This is a genomic window from Exiguobacterium sp. RIT452 (assembly GCF_003598705.1).
Taxonomy (GTDB): Bacteria; Bacillota; Bacilli; order Exiguobacteriales; family Exiguobacteriaceae; genus Exiguobacterium_A; species Exiguobacterium_A undae.
In genome coordinates this window covers 443051-466316 of the sequence record NZ_QXJB01000002.1, presented here as the reverse complement: position 1 = coordinate 466316, position 23266 = coordinate 443051, and the positions used below count along the sequence as shown (strand labels likewise).

The 23266-nt window shown below is 48.3% G+C and carries 16 protein-coding genes; all 16 read left to right on the top strand.

Annotation, left to right across the window (positions count from 1 at the left end; all coding sequences use genetic code 11):
* Positions 1-81 precede the first annotated feature (81 nt).
* The 16 genes from tig (at position 82) to D3D03_RS07760 (ending at position 23240) form a co-directional block, all read left to right on the top strand.
* The gene (tig, locus tag D3D03_RS07835; protein ID WP_026832394.1) at positions 82-1374 is read left to right on the top strand and encodes a trigger factor; all 1293 of its coding nucleotides are present in this window, start codon (positions 82-84) and stop codon (positions 1372-1374) included.
* 232 nt (positions 1375-1606) lie between these two features.
* On the top strand, positions 1607-2872 hold the full coding sequence (gene clpX / locus D3D03_RS07830) for an ATP-dependent protease ATP-binding subunit ClpX (protein WP_026832395.1): 1266 nt from the start codon (positions 1607-1609) through the stop codon (positions 2870-2872).
* A gap of 71 nt (positions 2873-2943) precedes the next feature.
* Positions 2944-5253: an endopeptidase La gene (lon, locus tag D3D03_RS07825; RefSeq protein ID WP_026832396.1), complete on the top strand. Its 2310-nt coding sequence runs from the start codon at positions 2944-2946 to the stop codon at positions 5251-5253.
* 1 nt (position 5254) lies between these two features.
* The gene (yihA, locus tag D3D03_RS07820) at positions 5255-5836 is read left to right on the top strand and encodes a ribosome biogenesis GTP-binding protein YihA/YsxC (protein ID WP_012371013.1); all 582 of its coding nucleotides are present in this window, start codon (positions 5255-5257) and stop codon (positions 5834-5836) included.
* A gap of 165 nt (positions 5837-6001) precedes the next feature.
* On the top strand, positions 6002-9049 hold the full coding sequence (locus D3D03_RS07815; protein ID WP_233550671.1) for a hypothetical protein: 3048 nt from the start codon (positions 6002-6004) through the stop codon (positions 9047-9049).
* A complete protein-coding gene (locus D3D03_RS07810; protein ID WP_119923280.1) occupies positions 9050-9802 on the top strand; it encodes a response regulator in 753 nt (250 codons plus the stop codon).
* Positions 9799-10821, top strand: coding sequence for a HEAT repeat domain-containing protein (locus D3D03_RS07805; RefSeq protein ID WP_119923279.1), 1023 nt, complete (start codon positions 9799-9801; stop codon positions 10819-10821). The genes D3D03_RS07810 and D3D03_RS07805 overlap by 4 nt, the downstream gene beginning before the upstream one ends.
* Complete coding sequence (locus D3D03_RS07800; RefSeq protein WP_119923278.1) at positions 10808-12256, top strand: glycosyltransferase family 2 protein; 1449 nt, start codon at positions 10808-10810, stop codon at positions 12254-12256. The genes D3D03_RS07805 and D3D03_RS07800 overlap by 14 nt, the downstream gene beginning before the upstream one ends.
* Positions 12257-12292: 36 nt before the next feature.
* Positions 12293-13441: an AI-2E family transporter gene (locus tag D3D03_RS07795; RefSeq protein ID WP_026832401.1), complete on the top strand. Its 1149-nt coding sequence runs from the start codon at positions 12293-12295 to the stop codon at positions 13439-13441.
* Between the two features lie 201 nt (positions 13442-13642).
* Positions 13643-14983, top strand: a complete 1341-nt coding sequence (gene hemA, locus D3D03_RS07790) for a glutamyl-tRNA reductase (RefSeq protein WP_119923277.1) — start codon at positions 13643-13645, stop codon at positions 14981-14983.
* Positions 14984-15065: 82 nt separating this feature from the next.
* Positions 15066-15992 (top strand): hydroxymethylbilane synthase, encoded by a 927-nt coding sequence (hemC, locus tag D3D03_RS07785; RefSeq protein ID WP_026832403.1) that lies wholly within the window; start codon positions 15066-15068, stop codon positions 15990-15992.
* On the top strand, positions 15982-16668 hold the full coding sequence (locus tag D3D03_RS07780) for a uroporphyrinogen-III synthase (RefSeq protein WP_119923276.1): 687 nt from the start codon (positions 15982-15984) through the stop codon (positions 16666-16668). Before hemC ends, D3D03_RS07780 begins: the two co-directional genes overlap by 11 nt.
* The gene (gene hemB / locus D3D03_RS07775; RefSeq protein ID WP_026832405.1) at positions 16665-17654 is read left to right on the top strand and encodes a porphobilinogen synthase; all 990 of its coding nucleotides are present in this window, start codon (positions 16665-16667) and stop codon (positions 17652-17654) included. Before D3D03_RS07780 ends, hemB begins: the two co-directional genes overlap by 4 nt.
* Positions 17651-18961, top strand: coding sequence for a glutamate-1-semialdehyde 2,1-aminomutase (gene hemL / locus D3D03_RS07770; protein ID WP_026832406.1), 1311 nt, complete (start codon positions 17651-17653; stop codon positions 18959-18961). The genes hemB and hemL overlap by 4 nt, the downstream gene beginning before the upstream one ends.
* Before the next feature lie 335 nt (positions 18962-19296).
* A complete protein-coding gene (locus tag D3D03_RS07765) occupies positions 19297-21933 on the top strand; it encodes a valine--tRNA ligase (protein ID WP_119923275.1) in 2637 nt (878 codons plus the stop codon).
* Between the two features lie 56 nt (positions 21934-21989).
* Positions 21990-23240, top strand: coding sequence for a bifunctional folylpolyglutamate synthase/dihydrofolate synthase (locus tag D3D03_RS07760; RefSeq protein WP_119923274.1), 1251 nt, complete (start codon positions 21990-21992; stop codon positions 23238-23240).
* Positions 23241-23266: the final 26 nt, after the last annotated feature.

Here is a 23266-nt window from a genome sequence, read left to right as displayed (position 1 = left end):
GTAATCCTCAGAAAGACTGTGCTATAATGTGACTTGTTGTACACACATGTACGCTAATTGACATTTTTGGAGGGACTCAGCATGACTGCAAAATGGGAAAAACAATCAGGTAGCCTCGGCGTCCTCACGTATGAAGCGCCTGCTGAAGCATTTGATAAAGCGGTAGACCAAGCGTTCAAGAAAGTCGTTAAGACATTGAACACACCAGGTTTCCGTAAAGGAAAAATGCCACGCACAATGTTTAACAAAATGTACGGTGAAGAAGCACTTTACCAAGATGCTCTTGATATCTTGTATCAAGACACAATCGAAGGTGCTGTCGTCGAATCAGGAATCGAGCCAATCGCGCTTGATAACATCGACGTTGAAACACTCGAAAAAGGAAAACCGGTTGAGTTCAAAATCACATTCGTGATCGAACCAGATGCTACACTCGGTGAGTACAAAGGTCTTGAGTACACAGCAGTCGAAACAGACGTTACAGACGAAGATGTCGATGCTGAACTCAAAACAATGCAAGAGCGTGGCGCAGAGCTCGTCGTTAAAGAAGACGGCGTCATCGAAAATGGCGATACAGTCGTATTCGACTTCGCAGGTTTCGATGGGGAAAACCAATTCGACGGCGGTACTGCAGAAAACTATTCACTCGTCATCGGTTCTGGCAACTTCATCCCAGGATTTGAAGAGCAAATGGTTGGTCTGAAAACAGGCGAACAAAAAGACATCGACGTAACATTCCCAGAAGAGTACCATGAAGCATCACTCGCTGGAAAACCAGTCGTGTTTAAAGTAACAATCCACGAAGTCAAAGCTCAGGAACTTCCTGAATTGACGGATGAGTTTGCTAAAGAAATGGACGAAGAAGTTTCTTCTCTTGACGAGTTGAAAACAAAAATTCGTACACGTCTTGAAAACACACGTAAACAAGAAGCGGATGCTTCGATGCGTGATGAGTTGGTTGAAGCAGCGACTAAAAACGCAACAGTTGATCTTCCAGCAGTTATGGTTGAAAACGAAGTTGAGCGTATGGTCCAAGAATTCACACAACGTATTCAGTCACAAGGAATTGACCTTAACATGTACTTCCAGTTAACTGGAACAACTGAAGAGGCAATGCGTGCTGAAATGAAAGAACAAGCAGAAGAGCGTGTCAAAGCGCGTCTCGTTCTTAAACAAATCGTTGCAGACGAAAAAATCGAAGTAACAGAAGAAGAAGCGCAAGCTGAACTTCAATCGATGTCTGAACTCTACAACATTCCTGCTGATCAACTCGAAACGATGCTTGCTCCACAAGGCGGACTTGATACACTTAAAGGTGATCTTCAGTTCCGTAAAGCAATCGATGTTCTCGTTGACAACGCAAAAGCGAAATAATCAACACAACCGAACAGTCGACTTCAAGACCAATTTCTGGTCTTGAAGTCGATTTTTTTGTACGATAGGTCAAACAAGGACAAACTAAATTATAATTTTCAAATCAAACTGTAAATCGCTCATCCAAGATTTGAAAGAGTTTCCTTGTTCATGCTACAATCATTAATAGTAAAACGTGAGAATAGATGCGAAACGGATCTATACAACTTCCACGTTAAAGGGGTGGACCTTTATGTTTAAATTTAACGAAGAAAAAGGTCAGCTGAAATGTTCTTTCTGCGGAAAGACACAAGAACAAGTGCGCAAACTTGTTGCTGGACCTGGCGTTTACATTTGCGATGAATGTATCGAACTCTGCAACGAAATCGTTGAAGAAGAGCTTGGTACAGAAGAAGAAGTCGAATTGAAAAACGTGCCGAAACCGCATGAAATCCGCTCGACATTAAATGACTACGTCATCGGGCAGGAAAAAGCGAAAAAATCGTTGTCTGTCGCGATGTACAATCATTATAAACGGATCAATGCAGGTGGGCGTGCGGATGATGTTGAGTTGTCTAAATCAAACATCGTCATGATCGGACCAACTGGTAGTGGTAAAACACTTCTTGCACAAACGATGGCTCGTATTCTGAATGTTCCGTTCGCAATCGCGGATGCAACAAGTTTGACAGAAGCTGGTTATGTTGGGGAAGATGTTGAAAATATTCTCTTGAAACTGATTCAGGCTGCTGACTACGATGTAGAAAAAGCAGAAAAAGGTATTATCTATATCGATGAGATCGATAAAATCGCCCGTAAATCTGAGAACCCGTCCATCACACGTGATGTGTCTGGGGAAGGGGTACAACAAGCCCTTCTGAAAATCTTAGAAGGTACTGTGGCAAGCGTCCCACCACAAGGCGGACGTAAGCACCCGCATCAAGAATTCATCCAAATCGATACGACGAACATCCTGTTCATCGTCGGTGGTGCGTTTGACGGAATCGATCAATCGATCAAACGTCGTTTGGGTAAAAAGGTCATCGGATTCGGAAACGATTCAGAGAACCGCAACTTGACGCAAAAAGAAATCCTTGCGGCTGCATTGCCGGAAGATTTGCAGAAATTCGGATTGATTCCGGAATTCATCGGACGTTTACCTGTCATGGCGACACTTGAGCCGCTTGACGAAGAAGCACTCGTTCAGATCTTGACAAAGCCGAAAAATGCACTCGTCAAACAATACAAAAAAATGCTTCAACTGGATGAGGTCGAACTCGACTTCACAGAAGATGCACTCGTTGAAATCGCGAAGCTTGCGATCGAACGAAAAACAGGAGCACGTGGTCTTCGTTCAATCATTGAAGAAACGATGCTTGATATCATGTTCGAAATACCATCACGTGAAGATATCGCTAAAGTCATCATCACAGCTGAAACGTTGACTGGGAAACGTGGTCCAACGCTTGAGTTGAAAGATGGTACAATTGAACAAGGTAAAGAAAAAGAAACGGCGTAACACCGTGACAAATCGGCTCGGAGGCTACTTGTACGCCTTTCCGAGTCTTTTTGTTTAGGAGGAGATTTTTGATGAAGACAAAACAATATCCATTATTGCCACTTCGTGGCGTCGTCGCTTACCCCTTAATCGGACTGACGATTGATGTCGGGCGTCCTGTCTCACTAAAAGCGTTACTTGCGTCGAAAGAACACGAAATTGATTTGGTCGTCGTAACGCAACGTGATCCGGAAGCAGAACCATCGGTGGACGGATTGCATACGATCGGAACACTCGTTCAAATTGCGAAGATGAGTGAACTCGGGAATGATACGGTCCGGGTGCGCGTCATCGGGAAAGAACGTGTCCGGATTGATCACGTGACAGAAACAGACGAAGGGTATCAGGCGAAAATCGAACCGATTGAAAAAGCGGATATCAAAGGGGCGAAACAAGAGGCGCTCGTTCGTCTGATTAAAGAGCAGTTTGGTCAGCTGGTGTCGCGGATCAAAGGAATCGGAACGGATGAGCGACGTCGTTTTGAAACATATGAACGTCTGGATTCGTTGACGGATTATATCGCTTCTAAATTACCAATCGACATTGCGAAAAAACAGGACTTCTTGGAAGAAAATGATCCGGTCGAACGTGGCGTCATGTTACTTGATGTGATGAAACATGAGTACGAGGTCGTTGAACTAGAACGGGAAATGCGCGAACGGACGAAAAAAACGATCGAACAATCGCAGCGGGAATATTATCTTCGGGAACAACTGAAGACGATTCAGCAAGAGCTCGGCGGAGAAGCAGTTTCGGCCGAGAGTGATGCCGTGAAGTATAAAGAAAAACTGGCGTTGCTTGATTTGTCGGAAACAGCGGTCATCAACATTGAAAAAGAAATCAATCGACTGGCGGTTGTTCCGGCAACAAGTCCCGAGCATGGTGTCATCCGAAACTATCTTGAGTGGTTCTTCTCTCTTCCTTGGAACGAGGCGACGGACGATTTCTTGAATGTCGAAGCGGCGTCAGAGCAATTGGATGAAGATCATTATGGTCTCGAGAAGGTCAAAGAACGGATTTTGGAATACTTGGCGGTGCGTCAGCTGACGGATTCGCTTCGAGGACCGATTTTATGTTTGGCCGGTCCTCCCGGGGTCGGGAAAACATCACTCGCTCGGTCGATCGCAACGGCACTGGAACGGAAATTCGTTCGTGTTTCGCTTGGCGGAGTACGGGATGAGGCCGAAATCCGCGGACATCGCCGGACATATATCGGTGCGATGCCCGGACGCATCATTCGCGGCTTGAAACAAGCCGGAACGAATAATCCGGTCTTCCTGCTCGATGAGATCGATAAGATGGCGAACGATTTCCGGGGAGATCCGTCTTCTGCGATGCTTGAAGTTCTTGACCCGGAACAAAACAACAGTTTTTCCGATCATTATATCGAAGAGCCATTTGATTTATCGAATGTCTTGTTCATTGCGACAGCCAATGATGTCTCGAACATTCCCGGTCCGTTACTCGACCGGATGGAATTGATTCAAATCGGCGGTTACACGGAACAGGAAAAAACGGAAATCGCCATTCGTCACTTGTTCTCGAAACAATTAAAAGAACATGGACTGAAGAAAAGTCAGTTGACGGTCAAACCGGATGCTTTGGAAGAAGTGGTCCGTCGCTATACGCGGGAAGCCGGTGTCCGGAGTTTGGAACGTGTCATCGGGGCACTTTGCCGGAAAGCCGCCAAACAAATTGCGATGGGTGAAAAGAAACGCGTCACGGTCACGAAGCGGAACCTGTCCGACTTCTTAGGGAAACCGATTTACCGTTATGGTCAAAGTGAACTTGAAGATACGATTGGCGCGGTGACCGGTTTAGCGTATACTGCATTTGGGGGAGATACACTGACGATCGAAGTCAGCCTTGCTCCAGGTAAAGGAAAATTACAGCTGACGGGTAAACTTGGGGATGTCATGCAGGAGTCGGCGCAGACGGCATACAGTTTCGTTCGTGCCAACGCCGAGGAATTCAAGATTGATCCACATTTTTATGAATCGCAAGACATTCACATTCACGTTCCGGAAGGTGCCGTTCCAAAAGACGGACCTTCGGCGGGGATTACGATTGCGACAGCACTGATTTCAGCGTTGACGAAACGTCCAGTGCGACGAGACGTCGGCATGACCGGTGAGATCACATTACGTGGTCGCGTCTTGCCGATCGGTGGACTGAAAGAGAAGTCGCTTGCTGCCCACCGTGCAGGACTGACGACGATTTTGATGCCGCAAGACAACACCCGGGATATCGATGACATCCCGGAAACGGTCCGGGACGGGATTCGATTCATTCCAGTCGCAACGATGGATCAAGTGCTCGAACATGCATTAAAAGGAGAGTAACATGAAAATTTATAAGGCAGATTTTATTACGAGTGGTGTCAATCCGGAGCATTATCCGGAACCACTCCTTCCAGAAGTAGCGTTAGCGGGTCGCTCAAACGTTGGGAAATCTTCGTTCATCAACAAGCTTGTCCAACGAAAAGCCCTTGCGCGGACTTCTTCGAAGCCTGGGAAAACGCAGACATTGAATTTCTTTAACATCAATGATGAAGTCATGTTCGTCGACGTTCCCGGTTATGGTTATGCGAAAGTTTCAAAAACAGAACGAGAAGCTTGGGGTAAGATGATGGAGAAGTATTTCACGACACGTGAAATCTTAAAAGGCGTCGTCTTACTCGTCGATATCCGTCATGAGCCTTCGGCGGATGACGTCATCATGTATGACTTCTTGAAATACTATGATTTATCAGTTATCGTCGTGGCGACGAAACTTGATAAAATCAAACGCGGACAACGTGACAAACAGATCGCAGCCATTAAACGCAAATTGCAGTTTGATGGTCAAGATACATTCATCCCGTTCTCGTCAGAAACCGGTGAAGGTGTCGATGCGGCATGGGAAGCAATTTACCGTCACTTGTGATTATACGTAAAAGAAACCTGTCTCCTTGTGGAGCAGGTTTCTTTTTTTATCCAGTATATTCCTTTCAGAAAAAACGGGTTCCATTATATGCGACAGCTTGAATTCAAGTTACAATAGAAAAAACTAATTGCCTAAATTAATTGCCTTATGAAGGGTTGTGTAAAAATGAAACGCTATAAATGGATTGCAGCATTGGTTGTCCTTCTGATTGTGACACCACTCGTCATATGGTTTCTTCAAAAAGAACGGACATTAAATATTGTGTTATTCGATTATACAGTTGGAAAACAGGAACGGGAGCATGCGGGTACGACGTGGTTGTTGAACCACCTTAAAATCCGTTCGGAGAACGAGGAGGACTATACGTACACGGATTACATCAACCGGTATGACGGCACGCAAGGTGAAGCGATGCTGAAGCAAGCAGCCCAGGCGGATGTCTTATTGTTTACCGATACATATGGAAAATCATACACCGTTGACGGGAAACAAGAACACCGTGGAGGATTGACAGCGGAAGATGTAGCCGTAGCGACAGATGCGATTTCAAAAGGAAAAACGGTAGTTGCTGAATTTAATACGGCAGCCAGCCCGACACCGGCTGACCATTCAAATGCGTTTCGTCAGTTGTTTGGTACGGCATGGACCGGCTGGATCGGCCGATTTTTCCCGGATTTGACGAAGTTACAAGGACTAGATGAGACGGTCATCAAGAAGCTGGAGCTTCAGGCAAAGGACAAAGCGTTTAAATTGTCCGGTCCCGGATATGTCTTCATCAATGATTCAACGGAAGAAGTGTTTTTCGTCAATGACGATACCCCTCTCCTTTTTACATGGGATAAAAACCAAGGCGATGCAAAAGATGAAGTCCGATACAATTACTGGTTTGAAGTATTGGAACTGGACGGGGGAGAACAGCAGGCCCACTTTTCCTGGAATCCGTCGAAAAAAACACAAGCGATGTTACGCGAACGTCAACTGCCGCTTGAATTTCCGGCTTATGTCAAACAAGGAAGCGGACATTACTTTGCCGGAGACTATACGGACGTCGCCGACATTCCACGTTATTACCGGTATGCCGGACTCGATTGGTTCCGCAAACAGTTCATCTTAGACAGTGCGGAAAGTGAGTCAGCGTTCTTCTGGAAAGTTTATGCGCCGACGCTCAGCCGGATTTTAAAAGACACGAAACCGGTTAAACAGGCAGCAGTTAAAACAAAGCCATTATCACAAACAAACATCAACGACCAGACGATTCGGACACGCGCACGGTCCGGTCAAGACACGCTTGAAATGTATCAAGATGGGGAATGGAAGCCTTATTTCGTCAAAGGGGTGAACGTCGGATTAGGACGTCCGGGCGCATTTCCGGGAGAGCATGCCGTCAGTCGCAATGAATATGACCGTTGGTTGAAACAGATGGGAGAAATGGGCGTCAATACGATTCGGGTCTACACGCTTCATCCACCTGCCTTTTATGATGCGTTAAAAGCCTACAACGAATCAGCAAAAATACCGATTTATTTGATGCAAGGCATGTGGGTGGAAGAAAAACCGTTTGAAGAGTTAAAAAATGCCTTTGAACCAAAATTCTTAGAAATGACGGATACAGAAGCCAAACGGATGGTCGATGTGATTCATGGCAATGCAGTCGTCAAGGAAGTTGTCGGGCATGCTTCCGGAACCTATACGTCAGATGTCTCGCAATACGTCTCGGCCTTTGTTTTCGGGATTGAATGGTTGCCGGACGCGGTCGTAGGAACCAATCAAAAAAATAAAGACCTTCGATATGAAGGCGAGTTCGTGACGACGACAAAAGAAGCCTCTCCATTTGAATCGTGGTTAGCCGGCCGAATGGATATCGCGACCCAGCATGAACTGGATACGTACAAAACGACGCGGCCGATCGGAGCGACGAACTGGCCGACGACGGATCCGCTCGCGCATCCGGACGAAGTCGAAGAAGAACAAGATCTTGTTTCGATTGACTTTAACCATATTCGAGCAACAAAAGACTTTGCCGGCGGTGTGTTTGCCTCCTATCACATCTATCCCTACTATCCGTCCTTCATCAAGGAAGAATTTGGTCGGAAGGGGGATACGGGTTCAGAATCCTACAGCCGTTATTTAAAAGAGATGAAAGCGTATCATGATATGCCGTTACTCGTATCCGAGTTCGGAATTCCGAGTTCACGCGGGAAAACACACCTTGGACCTAACGGATTTGATCAGGGACACGTCAGCGAGGAAAACCAAGGAAAGCTCGTCGCGAAATTGTACCAAGACATCGTCGACACGAAGATGGCCGGCGGACTCGTTTTCATCTGGCAAGATGAATGGTTCAAACGGACATGGAATACGATGGATTATGACGATGCGGATACACGTCCGCGCTGGTCAAACGTCCAAACGAGTGAACAGCATTTTGGAATGCTCGGTTTCTTACGGGCTGATATTACGATTGACGGAAAAATGGATGATTGGAAAGGCTATGCCCCGGTTGCGGAAAACGACGGCCAAGCGATTTATATGACGTCAGATGAAGCTTATCTGTATCTGCGGATTGACCGCAAGACAGTCGAGCCGACGACAATTGCCTTATCGACCAAACCGAATGACGGCAATCAGCAGGTGGGAGACTTGACGCTCGAAGAAGGAGCCGAGTTCCGGTTGACGATTGACAAGCAGGCACGGATCGATGTGGATGAGCGGTATGACATCTTCCGCTATCACTACGGTCTGAAAAAACCGTTTGAAATGGTGACACCACCTTCCGATAAACCAAACAGCGGGAATTTCAATCCAATCTATCAGATGCTCGACTATGCAAGACGTGATCCGGTCACCAAAAAAATCATCAAGCCGGCAATCAAATGGGATACGGGCATTTTGAACGAGGGTGAACCGGACAGCATTTTAACAGACATCTCTGACTTGCAGGAGCCAAGCATTGAGTTACGGATTCCTTGGATGGTGCTGAACATGCGGGATCCGAGTAAACATGAAATCATCGGTGACTTCTGGAAAGACGGACTGGAAGCGAAAATGGTGACGGAAGGAATCGAAGTCACCGGTCTGATCGGCAAGACGCGTCTGCCGGAATCTGATCGAGGATTTTATAACTGGTCCGAGTGGACGAACCCGCAACAACGGGAAGAATTGAAGCCTGTTTATCAAAGTATGCAGGAAGCATTCAAAAAGGGAGTGAAGTAAATGCGGCGTGAAGAAATGTGGCAGTTGATCAACGCATCGATCGAGCCGGTCGATGCGGAAACCAGCTCGACGGCAGTCGTAACAGAAGAAGACGTCAAAGGATCGACATCCGGCGTCGTGTTTATTCATACGATTGGATTAATGCCGGAAGCCGTGAATGAATTGATTGAAACCGGTCGATGCACAAGAACCGATATCTCGTATGCGGATGTCATCATCGCAAGCCAGCCGATTATCGAAGAACGGGTTCCCGTCATTTATATCGCGGGTACGACCGATGACTGGTCCTTTTATCAGCTCGAAAATGCACGAGAGGTCATTCCGGCAAACTTGCCGGTCGATCTCTTGCTCGATCGGCTGATGCGATATAAACGTGTCCAACGGCTTGTCGATGTCGTCATCGTGACGGATAATCCTCATCTGCGCCGGCTGTTGGAACGGGAATTGACCAATCGCTTTGAGTCTGTCGTCCTGTATGAACGAACAGAAACGTTTCTGGAACAGCATGCGGCGACGCGCCCGTATCTCCTTGTTTTTTCATCGGCGCTTCCTCGTGCCGACGGGTTGGAGTTATTGTTGCGTGCCAAATCCGAGAGCATCGTTCCGTTTCATGCAATCATGATTTCGATGTACAACCGGGAACGTGACCATGTTCTGGCGATTGAACGTGGGGTTGACGGAATCATGACCCTTCCTTTGAAAGTCGAAGAATTTCGGGCATGGGTCAAAAAACTTGAGGGGGTCCGCGAATGAGGTGGATTATATTTTTTATTCTCCTTTTGGTCGTTCTCCAAGTCGGAGCATTGGTTTACTTGGTTTTCCAGAAACGGAAACGAGTTAAGCAGGAAGAAGCCCGTTTGAACTGGCAACGGCAGTTTCAAGATGAACTGTATGATTTTGCGACCGGCGAAAGACGAGAGATGCCACACATCGTCTCAGGAAATGAAGACTTGGTCGAGCTCGAACTGTTTGCTTTTACGAACTTGACCGAGACCGTGTCGCATCAAGAACGGATCTATCAGTACGTGGAGGCAAAGTTATTACCGTATTATCAGGTTCAAATCCGTCACCGGCGTATTGATCGCCGGTTAAACGCTTATGAAGCGATTGCGCAATTCCGGTTAAGACCGGTCGCACAAGAGTTGCATCAAAAATTAGGAAAATCCATCTCAAAAGAAGAAAAAGATGTCATTGTCCGGACGTTGGTTTCGATTGCACCTCACTTAGCAATCGGAGAAGCGAAGCAAGCAAACGAAATCAGCTTTTTTGGCGCAGTGCTGGCGATCGGACGCAGCAAGGATTTGACGGCATGGATCGAGGAATTTGAACAATTGACAGAGTCCTTCCAAATGGGTGTTCTCCAATTGATCTATGACCGGGAAGAGACACAATACCTTGAACTCGTCCGTTCGAAAACGACGGATGCCCATCCGGAAATCCGGAAACGTGCCCTGCGTGCGTTGACCCGCATCGGACTCGAGGAAGACTGGAAGTTGTATACACCGTATCTGGAAGACGACACGAGTTGGGTCGAACAGATGCTGGCGCTCCGCTTCCTCGAAAACGTCGCCCCAAAAGAGTCGGTCGTCTATATTTTACCGTTCGTCGGAAGTCGCTCCTGGTGGGTACGGACCGCGGCCTTTGACGCACTCCTCGCCTGTGGTGGACTGGAACAATTGGCACTGGTCGCAAAAGATCATCCCGATCGGTATGCCAAACAAAAAGCGACGGAACGTCTAGCAAAGGAGATGAAACAACATGTTGTCATCTGAAACGATCCAGAAAATCATTGAAGTATTATCCTGGACCGTATTGATTTATATGATCCTCGTCATCATCTTCTATTCGTCTTTGTATCTCATCTCAGCACAGATGGTCCGAAAACAACGGTTCCGTCGCAAGGAAAGTTCATATCTGCCATTGATGCGGTCTCTTTACACGCGTCCTGTCAGTGTGTTGGTTCCCGCTTACAACGAAGAGTATACGATTGTCACGAGTATTCAAGCCTTGCTTGCACTCGATTATCCGGAACATGAAGTCATCGTCATCAATGATGGCTCGAGTGACGGGACGATGGATGAATTGTTTAAAGTGTACGAGTTGGAAAAAGAATTACGTTTCCCGCGCATCTTGATCGGATCACAACCGGTCAAATCCGTCTATCGGTCACGGATCGATGCCCGGTTGATCGTCATCGATAAAGAGAACGGCGGGAAGGCAGATGCGTTAAACGCCGGAATTGATTATTCGAGCTATCCGTACTTTTGTTCACTCGATGCCGACTCAATTTTAGAGCGGGATGCGTTGTTAAAGGTCATGAAACCGATCGTCGAATCCGACGAAGAGGTCATTGCGACGTGCGGATCAATTTTCCTCGTCAACGGTTGTACGATCGAAGGCGGTGAAATCGTCGAAATCCGGACGCCGAAACAACGGATTGTCTTGATGCAGATGATTGAATACTTCCGCGCCTTTTTGTTTGGCCGACTGGGTTTAAGCCGATTTAATCTCCTGCTGATTGTATCCGGCGCGTTTGGATTATTCCAAAAAGCGATTGTCGTCGAAGCCGGCGGATACAAAGAAGGTCTGGTCGGGGAAGACATGGAGCTTGTCGTCCGGCTGCATCGTCATATGAAAGAGAAAAAAATCAACAAACGGATTGAGTACGTTCCGTCACCGGTCTGTTGGACTCAGGCACCGGAGACGATGGAAGTGTTGCGGTCACAGCGGACACGGTGGCATCGCGGACTGGCAGAGACGCTCTGGACGCATAAGCGGATGATCGGCAATCCCCGTTATGGATTCGTCGGAAGTGTCTCGATGCTGTATTTCTTTTTAATTGAATTGCTGGGTCCGATCGTCGAATTGATCGGATACTTCATCATTCCGTTGAACCTGCTTGTCGGGACGTTGAACTTTGAGTTCGGGATCGTCCTGCTCACAGTAGCGTTACTGTACGGTTCGTTGTTGTCGGCAGGTGCCGTCCTGCTGGAAGAGTGGACGATGCACCGCTTCAAGAACGTCAAAGAACTGATCCGTCTTTACCTCTGGTCGTTGACGGAATCGTTTTGGTACCGGCCGATTCTCGTCTTCTTTAAACTGGGCGGCTTAATTCAGTTCATGACGGGACGCGGTCAGTGGGGTAAAATGGAACGACAGCGGCTCGATGAAGTCGTCACGGAGAAAACGGAAGAAAAAACCGGATAAACAGATGAAAAGAAGAAATTGGCAGGAGGACTGTTCGTGGATTTACTTCGTAACAAATGGTTTAAAGCATTACTCTGGGTTTTGACAATCTTTTTGGTGATTTGGGTCGGAACAAAAATTTCCTTCCTGTTCCAACCGATCAAAGTCATGCTCGCTTTGATTTTCCCGCCGTTGATCATCGCCGGGATCTTTTATTACTTTACGCTCGGGATCGTCGACATGCTGCAAAAACGTGTCAAAAAACGCGGACTGGCTGTGCTGATCGTCTTACTCGGCTTCCTCGGTGTCATCACGATTGCCGTGGCGTCACTCGGACCGATTCTGGTCGAGCAGGTCACGGATTTCGTGACGAGCATTCCGAATCTGGTCGTCGAACTGCGTGATCAGACGTTGAATCTGCGTGATCAACTGATGAATAACCGGTTCATTTCGAACTGGGTGCATGAAAACACGGACCTATTTGATAAGTGGACAAACGAGGCGACGTCATACATCGGGACCTTGTTCAAGTCGGTGTCGACTTCTGTCGGGACGATTTTCAGTGTCATTTCTTCGACCGTCCTGATCATCGTACTTGTTCCATTTATTTTGGTCTACATGTTGCTTGACGGTTATAAGTTTCCGAACTCCGTCGTCAAGCTGTTGCCGAAAAGCTATGAGACGGAAACAAGGAAGATTCTTCACGATATGCACGTGACGGTCAAACATTACGTCAACGGTCAAGTCATCGTATCGTTGTGTGTCGGCTTGATGTCACTGATCGGTTTCTTCATCGCGGACATCCAGTATGCGTTATTACTGGCGTTGTTCTGTACGGTCACGAACATCATTCCTTATCTCGGACCGTATATCGGAGCTGTCCCTGCGGTCATCGTCGGGTTCATCGATGATCCGATCAAGGCGCTGTATGCGATCATTACGATTGTCGTCGCCCAGCAGATTGAATCGAATTTGATTTCTCCGTACGTCCAGGGGAAAACATTGAAGGTACACCCGCTGACGATCATCATCGTCTTGCTCGTCGCCGGAAAAATCGGCGGGATCATCGGTGTCATTCTCGCTGTCCCGACGTATGCCGTCACAAAAGTTGTAGTCCAGAATATCGCCCGGATCTATCAATTACGGCAACAAAAGTTTGATTTACAAACGGAAGAATCCCCAATCATCACCGATTCAACCAAATAAAAAATCCGACCCTCTGCTGAACATAAAAGCAGAGGGTTTGTGATTTGGTCCGGAGAGGGATATGGTAAGAAGATAAGTTTCACAACTTCGACTCATTTTAGTTTATAAATTGATTGGAATCTTTTTTATAATGGTTATAATGTAGAGTAGAGAACGAAAGATAGATGAGAATGAAATCTTTGGACGTAAGGGGTAGAGCGCATGCATATCGTAGTTGTCGGTTTAAATAATAAGACGGCGCCTGTATCAATCCGCGAACAAGTCTCATTTGGGGAACATGAGATGAAAGGGGCGGTCGTTGCGCTACGTGACGAAAAGAGCATTTTTGAAAGTGTCATCGTCTCGACGTGCAATCGGACGGAATTATATGTCGTCACGGATCAACCGCATACAGGTCGTTATTATACAAAACGTTTTCTCGCGAACTGGTTTGGTTTAACAATGGAGGAATTAGAGCCTTATTTGTTTATCCATGAGGGCTTTGACGCGATGAAACATCTCTTCCGGGTCACAAGTGGACTGGATTCGATGATTGTCGGAGAAACACAGATTCTTGGTCAGGTGAAAACAAGTTTCTTCACGGCACAAAAGCTCGAAACAACGGGAACGGTCTTCAACAAGTTGTTCAAAGAAGCTGTTACGCTTGCGAAACGGGCGCATGCTGAAACGGGAATTGGTGAAAACGCAGTTTCGGTCAGTGCAGCGGCAGTAACGCTTGCCGAACAATTGCTTGGATCGCTTGAAGATAAATCAATCGTCGTCATCGGTGCGGGTGAAACAGGTGAACTGACGACATTGAACTTATACGAAGCGGGTGCCCGTGACATCACGGTCTTTAACCGGACACTTGCCAAAGCCGAAGAAGTGGCGAATCGTTTCGAAGGATCCGCACATTCGATCAATGAAATGCAATGCGGTCTGCTTCGGGCTGACATCGTTATTTCTTCAACCGGAGCAAAGCGGGCAATCATCAAACGTGAAGACATTGCAGCAGCACAATTGTTCCGGAGCGACCGTCCGTTTTTGTTGATTGATATCGCAGTCCCACGTGATATCGAACCGACGGCAGGCGACCTGCCGGGTGTCCATTTGTATGACGTTGATGATTTGACGTCAATCGTGCAACAAAATATGGCAGAACGGATGAAAGAAGCAGCAAAAATCGAACGTCGGATTGAAGCGGCAATCGCTGAGTTTGAAGGTTGGATGACGACATTAGGTGTCGTTCCGATCATTACGGAACTGCGTGACCAATCGCTTAAAATTCAACAAGAGACGATGCAAAGTCTGGAGCGAAAGTTACCGAACATGACGAACCGTGAAAAAACGGTCATCGGGAAACACATGAAGTCGATCATCAACCAGTTACTCCGGGAACCGTTATCGTATATCAAAGACGCGGCTGCAAAACCGGATGCCGAGCAACGGATTGCTCAGTTCATGGATACGTTTGCACTGGATGAAGAATTGTTTGACGGAACAGCGGAAGAGGCTGTTTTACAAGACGAAACACCGGTCGAACGGAAAGCTGTGAACCGGTGAACAGAGGTCGAATTGTGTTACAATAGAAAAGCATGGGGCGGACTTGTGTCGCCCCTTTATTATTGTACAGGGGGATTTCAGCATGCGAAAAATCATAGTAGGTTCACGAAGTTCGAAACTCGCGATGACACAAACAAAGTGGGTCATCGATCAACTCAAACAAGCGGGCGCACCATACGAGTTCGAAATCAAGAACATCATCACGAAGGGTGACCGCATCCTTGACGTGACATTGTCTAAAGTCGGTGGAAAAGGATTATTTGTCAAAGAAATCGAACAGCAGATGATTGATGAAGAAATTGATTTTGCCGTGCATAGTATGAAAGATCTCCCATCTGAGTTGCCGACAGGACTCATCATTGGGGCAACACCTGCACGTGTCGACGCTCGTGATGCTTTGATTACAACGACGGGCGGAGGTCTGGCCTCACTTCCGGAAGGCGCAATCGTCGGAACAAGCAGTCTGCGCCGCGGTTCTCAATTATTGAAATTACGTCCGGATTTAAAAATCGAATCGATCCGGGGAAACATTGACACACGTCTTGAAAAACTGAAGACGGGACCGTTTGACGGGATTTTATTAGCTGCCGCGGGTCTACAACGCATGGGATGGTCAGAAGACATCGTCTCGGAATACATTTCGACTGACGACATGATTCCGGCTGTCGGACAAGGCATCCTTGCAATCGAATGCCGGGAGCAGGATCAAGAAATCCGCGATTTATTGAATCTCATCCACGATCAGATGACAGAGAAAGTGGCCTTTGCCGAACGTTCTTTCTTGTCAGCCATCGAAGGAAGCTGTCATGTTCCGGTCGGCGGTTTTGCGACGATCAACGAGGATTTATCGACGACGCTCGTCGGATTCCTTGGTTCAGTAGACGGTCAGCAAATTTTGCTCGAACGGGAAACGTCGCTTGATCCAATGCAGTTGGGTCAACAGGTCGCAACACGTTTACTCGATGCGGGTGGCCGCGAAATTTTAGCGTCTTTACCGGATGACCTTTAAGAAACTGGTCTTGACGGGAAGTCGACGACCAACTTCCGCACAATTGAATCGGTTACGAACCGGACAAGTCGAAGTCATGTATCATCCGGTCATTGAGACGGTTCCGGTCGCGTTTGAGTTACCGGAAGCACTGGATTGGTTGATCGTGACAAGCCCGACCGGCGTCACGCAACTAAAATCACAGCTCGACCGACTACAGCAGACTAAAATCGCAGTCGTCGGGACAAAGACGGCAGCGGTATTGGAAAAACTGGGGCGAACGCCGGATTTTATCCCGTCCGCTTTTACCGGGGACGCGCTCGTCGACGAGTTACAACCATTCATCGAACCCGGACAACGGATTTGTTTTGCCCGGGGAAACCGCTCACGGCAAGAACCACTTGAACGATTAAGGCATGCTGTTGCGGCAGAAGTAGTGGAAGTCGTCACGTATGAGACGAACTTACGGACGATTTCTTCTGACGTATTGCAACATGCTTCGTATATTGGATTGCAAAGTCCTTCAGCTGTCGAAGTTCTGGCATCATCCCGGCATCAGACCAGAGGCACTTACGTAGCCATCGGTCCGATTACGGAGCAAGCCGCTCGCACCTATGGATTGACGCCATTACTCGTCGCCAAGACGTTTACACTCGATGGGCTGATCGACTGTATTTTAGAGGAGGAATTGTCATGAATACATTAGAATTCGCACGTCACCGCCGATTACGGCATACACCGTCCCTGCGCTCACTTGTACGCGAAAATCATCTGCACAAATCAGATTTGATTTATCCGCTGTTTATTGCAGAAGGGGAAGACATCAAACGGGAAGTCAGTTCGATGCCCGGTGTGTTTAACCTTTCGCTTGATCATCTGGAAGCGGAAATCAAAGAAGTGGTTGAACTCGGTATCGAGTCCGTCATCTTGTTTGGTGTCCCGCATGATCACCTAAAGGATGAGCAAGGGACAGGCGCTTTCCATGATCACGGAATCGTGCAGGAAGCGACACGACTCGTCAAAAAAGTAGCACCTCAGCTGACGGTCATCGCCGACACATGTTTGTGTGAGTATACGTCAACCGGACACTGCGGCATCGTAGCAGACGGTACGGTCGACAATGATGCCTCCTTGCCGTTGCACGTTCAAACTGCCGTCTCGCAAGCGCGTGCCGGTGCAGATGTCATCGCCCCTTCTTCAATGATGGACGGATTCGTGGCAGCGATTCGTCAAGGTCTGGACGAAAATGGCTTCAGCCACATTCCTGTCATGAGTTACGGCGTGAAGTATGCCTCTGCTTATTACGGACCGTTCCGTGATGCAGCCAATTCGGCGCCGGGCGAAGGGGACCGTAAAGGCTATCAAATGGATCCCGCAAACCGCCGCGAAGCATTCCGAGAGGCAACAGCCGATGTCGATCAAGGAGCAGACTTCATGATCGTCAAACCGGCACTTGCCTTCATGGATATCATTCGTGATGTCCGCGAACGCGTCGAGTTACCAATCGTCGCCTACAACGTATCGGGTGAATATGCGATGGTCAAAGCCGCTGCGTTAAACGGCTGGATTGACGAGGAACGGATTGTCATGGAAACGATGCTTGGTTTCAAACGAGCAGGCGCTGATTTAATCATTACGTATTTTGCAAAAGACATCTGTCGTTACTTGGAGGGAACAAAATGAGCTTGATTAATCAGAACTCAAAATCAAAAGCCGCTTTTGAACGGGCGTTACCGTTGATGCCGGGTGGTGTCAACAGCCCGGTGCGTGCCTATAAATCAGTCGGGATGTCACCGATTTTTGCGGAACGGGCAAAAGGTTCGCGCCTATACGATATTGATGGCAAAGAATATATCGACTATGTCTTGTCGTGGGGACCGATGATTCTTGGTCATGCCGATCCGATCGTGACGGCAGCGATTCAAGAACAAGCGACACGAGGGTGGAGTTACGGTACACCAACGGAAATCGAATCAGCGATGGCCGAAGTCGTCATCAGCCGTGTTCCATCGGTCGAAGTCGTCCGGATGGTCAACTCGGGTACAGAAGCGACGATGGCGGCGCTTCGCCTCGCACGCGGATATACAGGGAAAACGAAAATCCTGAAGTTCGAAGGCTGTTACCATGGACACGGCGATTCCTTGTTGATCAAGGCCGGTTCAGGCGTCGCGACGCTTGGATTGCCGGATTCACCCGGTGTCCCAGCACAGATCGCCAGCATGACGTTAACTGTTCCGTACAATGACATGGACGCAGTCCGGATTGCCTTTGAAAAACACGGCGACGACATCGCGGGTGTCATCGTGGAGCCGGCAGCCGGAAACATGGGCTTTGTTCCACCGCAACCGGGCTTCCTCGAAGGATTGCGCGACATCACGGAACAATACGGATCCCTGTTGATTTTTGACGAAGTCATGACAGGCTTCCGGGTCGGCTTTAACTGTGCCCAAGGATACTTTGGCGTCACACCGGACATCACATGTCTCGGGAAAGTCATCGGTGGCGGTATGCCGGTCGGTGCTTACGGCGGCCGTCGCGACATCATGGAACAAATCGCACCGCAAGGACCGATTTACCAAGCCGGTACACTATCCGGTAACCCCCTTGCGATGACAGCCGGTCTTGCGACACTGACGCAACTGAAGCCGGAGCATTACGAAGAGTTTGACCGGAAAGCCGCACGACTTGCGGAAGGATATCTCGCAGCAGCGGCGAAATACAACATTCCGTTAACGACAAACCGGGCGGGTGCGATGTTCGGCGTCTTCTTCACCGATCAGCCGGTCACGAACTTCGAACAAGCGAAAACATCGAATCTTGAGATGTTCCGTTCGTATTATCAAAAGATGGCGGCACGTGGGATTTTCTTACCACCGTCACAATTTGAAGGTCTCTTCTTATCCACAGTCCATACGGACGAAGATATCGAGCAGACGATTGCGGCGGTCGAGCTGACGTTCAAAGAATTGAAGCTTGAATTTAATCGTTAAGCAGTTCTTGACGAGTCACGGACGTCTCGGATAAAATAAGGAAAGAATAATTTGGAAACAGCGATGACGGGAAGAGTAGTCAAGGAACGCACTGTATGAGAGAACACATCCATGGGCTGAGAGATGTGACAGGACGTCCTGATGAAGGTCACCCCACGAGCTGGTCTCGTAAGCGACAAGCAAGCGAGATCCGGATTGCCGCACGTTACGCGGGCTAGAGGGCGCTCTGTTTTTGGAGTGAACTAAGGTGGTACCGCGGAAGAGCAACGGCTTCTTTCGTCCTTAGATGAGGACGAGAGAAGCCGTTTTTATTATGGATTAAAGGAGCGATTTAGATGCAGGAATTATCAATGCCAACGAAATATGATCCGCAAGCAACAGAGGAAAAATGGTACGACTTTTGGATGAAAGGGGAATACTTCAAAGCCGATCAAGATCCTGAAAAAGCACCGTATACGATTGTCATCCCTCCGCCAAACGTTACCGGGAAATTACACCTCGGTCACGCCTGGGATACGACACTCCAAGATATGCTGACACGAATGAAACGGATGCAAGGCTTTGACGTGCTGTATCTGCCGGGAATGGACCACGCGGGTATCGCGACACAAGCGAAGGTCGAACAGAAACTCCGGGCAGAAGGGAAGTCACGCCTTGAGATGGGCCGTGAAAAGTTCCTCGAACAATCGTGGGCATGGAAAGAAGAATATGCGTCAACGATCCGCGAACAATGGTCGAAACTCGGACTTGGACTCGATTATTCACGGGAACGGTTTACACTCGATGAAGGTTTGTCGGAAGCGGTTCAGGAAGTGTTCGTTAAACTGTACGAAAAAGGCTTGATCTACCGTGGCGAATACATCGTCAACTGGGATCCGGCGACGAAAACAGCAATCTCGGACATCGAAGTCATCTATAAAGACATCGAAGGTGCCTTCTATCACTTCAGTTATCCGTTGACGGACGGAACGGGTCACGTCGAACTGGCGACGACACGTCCGGAAACGATGCTTGGTGATACGGCGATTGCCGTCAATCCAAAGGATGAGCGTTATGCACACCTGGTTGGAAAAACGATCACGTTGCCAATCGTCGGACGGGAAATCCCGATCGTCGCCGATGAATACGTGGATATGGAATTCGGCACAGGGGTTGTGAAAATCACACCAGCCCATGATCCAAATGACTTCGAAGTCGGAAACCGCCACGATCTGCCGCGTGTTCTCGTCATGAATGAAGACGGAACGATGAATGAAAATGCCGGCAAATATGAAGGCATGGACCGATTCGAATGCCGGAAGCAAATCGTCGAAGATCTGAAAGAATCAGGTGTTTTAATCAAGGTCGAACCGCATCTGCATTCCGTCGGTCACTCGGAGCGGTCGGATGCCATCGTCGAACCGTACTTGTCGCTTCAATGGTTCGTCAAAATGGAGCCGCTTGCTGAAAAAGCACTGCACGAGCAACAAGGGGAAGACAAAATCAACTTCATTCCACAACGTTTTGAAAACACGTATGTCCGCTGGATGGAAAACATCCGTGACTGGTGTGTCAGCCGTCAGCTTTGGTGGGGTCACCGGATTCCGGCTTGGTACCATAAAGAAACGGGCGAAGTCTACGTCGGTAAAGAAGCACCGTCTGACATCGAAAACTGGGAGCAGGACAATGATGTGCTTGACACATGGTTCTCTTCAGCGCTCTGGCCGTTCTCGACGATGGGCTGGCCAAACGAAGGTGCAGCTGATTATCAGAAGTACTTCCCGACGTCAACACTCGTAACAGGTTACGATATCATCGCCTTCTGGGTCTCACGGATGATTTTCCAGTCGTATGAGTTCACAGGCGAACGTCCATTCAACGATGTACTGATTCACGGTTTGATCCGCGACTCGGAAGGACGGAAAATGTCGAAGTCACTCGGTAACGGAATTGATCCGATGGATGTCATCGAGAAATACGGTGCGGATTCGCTCCGTTGGTTCTTAACGACCGGTTCAACACCAGGAAACGATTTACGTTTCTACTGGGAAAAAATCGAAGCGACATGGAACTTCTCGAACAAGTTGTGGAACGCGAGCCGTTTTGCATTGATGAACATGGATGGGCTGACACACGAGCAAATTGACCTGTCAGGCGAGAAATCACTTGCCGATCAATGGATTTTGACACGTCTGAACACGACGATTGATGATGTGACGCGTCTGTCGGACAAATATGAATTTGGTGAAGCCGGTCGTGTCCTCTATCACTTCATCTGGGAAGATTTCTGTAACTGGTACATCGAGATGGCGAAGTTGCCGTTAAACGGTGAGGACGAAGCAGCGAAATTGACGACACGTTCGATTCTTGCGTATACGCTGGATCAAATCATGCGTCTGATGCATCCGTTCATGCCGTTCATCACGGAAGAAATCTGGCAGCATCTACCGCATGAAGGGGAAACCGTCACACGTGCCGCTTGGCCGACACGGAACGATTCACTGGACTTCCCAAAAGCTGTTCCGGCATTTGAAGCCGTTCAGAACGTCATCCGTTCAGTTCGGAACATCCGGGCAGAGGTCAACGCACCGATGTCGAAGCAAATTCAGTTGATGATTGCAACGAGTGACGATCAAGTCCAGCATGATTTGGAAACCAATCTGTCGTACTTGAAAAAGTTCACGAATGCGTCGGAGCTGCTCGTCGAACGCAATATGACAGCACCGGAAAAAGCGATGAGTGCGATTGTAACGGGAGCAGAATTGTTCATTCCACTTGCCGACTTGATCAACATCGAAGAAGAAATCGCCCGTCTGAACAAAGAACTCGTCAAGTATACAAAAGAAGTCGGACGGGTCGAGAAAAAACTCAACAACCCGGGATTCGTCGGGAAAGCACCGGCACATGTCATTGAAGAAGAACAAGCAAAAGCACAAGACTATAAAGAGAAGCGGGCGGCAGTTGAAGTCCGAATCAGCGAACTCGCAAAATAATCTTAACAGTGGCTCAAGTTTTCTTGAGTCACTTTTTTTAAAGGAGCGAATGAAGGGTGAGAACACGAGAAGATGTGTTGCAGTGGTTATCCGCGTTACTGGCATTTGGCATCAAACCGGGCTTGAGCCGAATGGAGGCCTTGCTAACAGAACTACAGATTGATCCGGATACGATTCCGGCGATTCATGTCGCGGGGACGAACGGCAAAGGATCGACGGTCGCTTTTTTGCGTGAGATGGGAGTGGCGCAAGGACTGCAGATTGGTACCTTTACGTCACCGTATATCATCCAGTTTGAAGAGCGGATCATGTTGAACGGTGTCCCGATCAGTGAAGCGGATCTGGTCGCGGCAGCCGTTGCTGTCCAGGAAGCAATCAGGAACATCGAGTCAACGGTCGGGACTGTGACAGAATTCGAAGCATTGACGGCACTGGCGTTCTATCATTTTCAGCAAATTCGTCCTGACTTGGTCATCTATGAAGTCGGCCTTGGGGGATTGTATGACTCGACGAACGTACTGAAACACCCGCTCGCAGCCATCATCACGTCGATTGGTCACGACCATCAAGCGATTCTCGGAGATACGCTCCAAGAAATCGCCTTACAGAAGTTTGGCATCATTAAACAAAAGACGACAGTCATTGCGGGGAAATTGCAGGAAGAATTAACGGTTCCGTTGATGGCCTATTGTGGCGATCGACAAGCGACCTTAACCTGGAGCCAGGAAGTGATTCGCGATTACCGGCTCAGTGCAACAGGCACGTGGGCAACCTACGAAGGGATTCCCGAGACACGACTCGGTCTTGAAGGGGTGCATCAAGTACATAATGCGGCGAACGCCGTCGTCTGTGCCAAACAACTCGGTTGGTCGAAGACTGCGATCCGGCGCGGACTGCGGAATGCGACGCATCCGGGTCGGTTTGAAATCATCTCCCGTAAGCCGCGGATCATTCTGGACGGCGCCCATAATCCGGAAGGGGTTGCGGCACTCGTCGAACGGCTGAAGGAAGAAGCAAAACCGGTCATCGTCCTTTGTTCGATCTTACGGGACAAGGACCGCGAGGCGATGCTTGATCAGTTGCGGGAAGTGACGCCAGAGATCTATGAGACGACGTTTGATTTTCCGCGGGCACGAACATTGGCAGAGTTAAAGCTGGACGGGGCAAATGTGATGGAACTCGACCAGTTTTTTGATCAGACGGATACAACTAACCAGACACTCATCGTCACAGGATCCCTTTATTTCATCAGTACGGTCCGCACATTGCTGAAGGGGCAGTCTTTTACAAAAAAGGGGAAAAAGTAAAAGTCCTTGTATACTAAAGGTGGGGT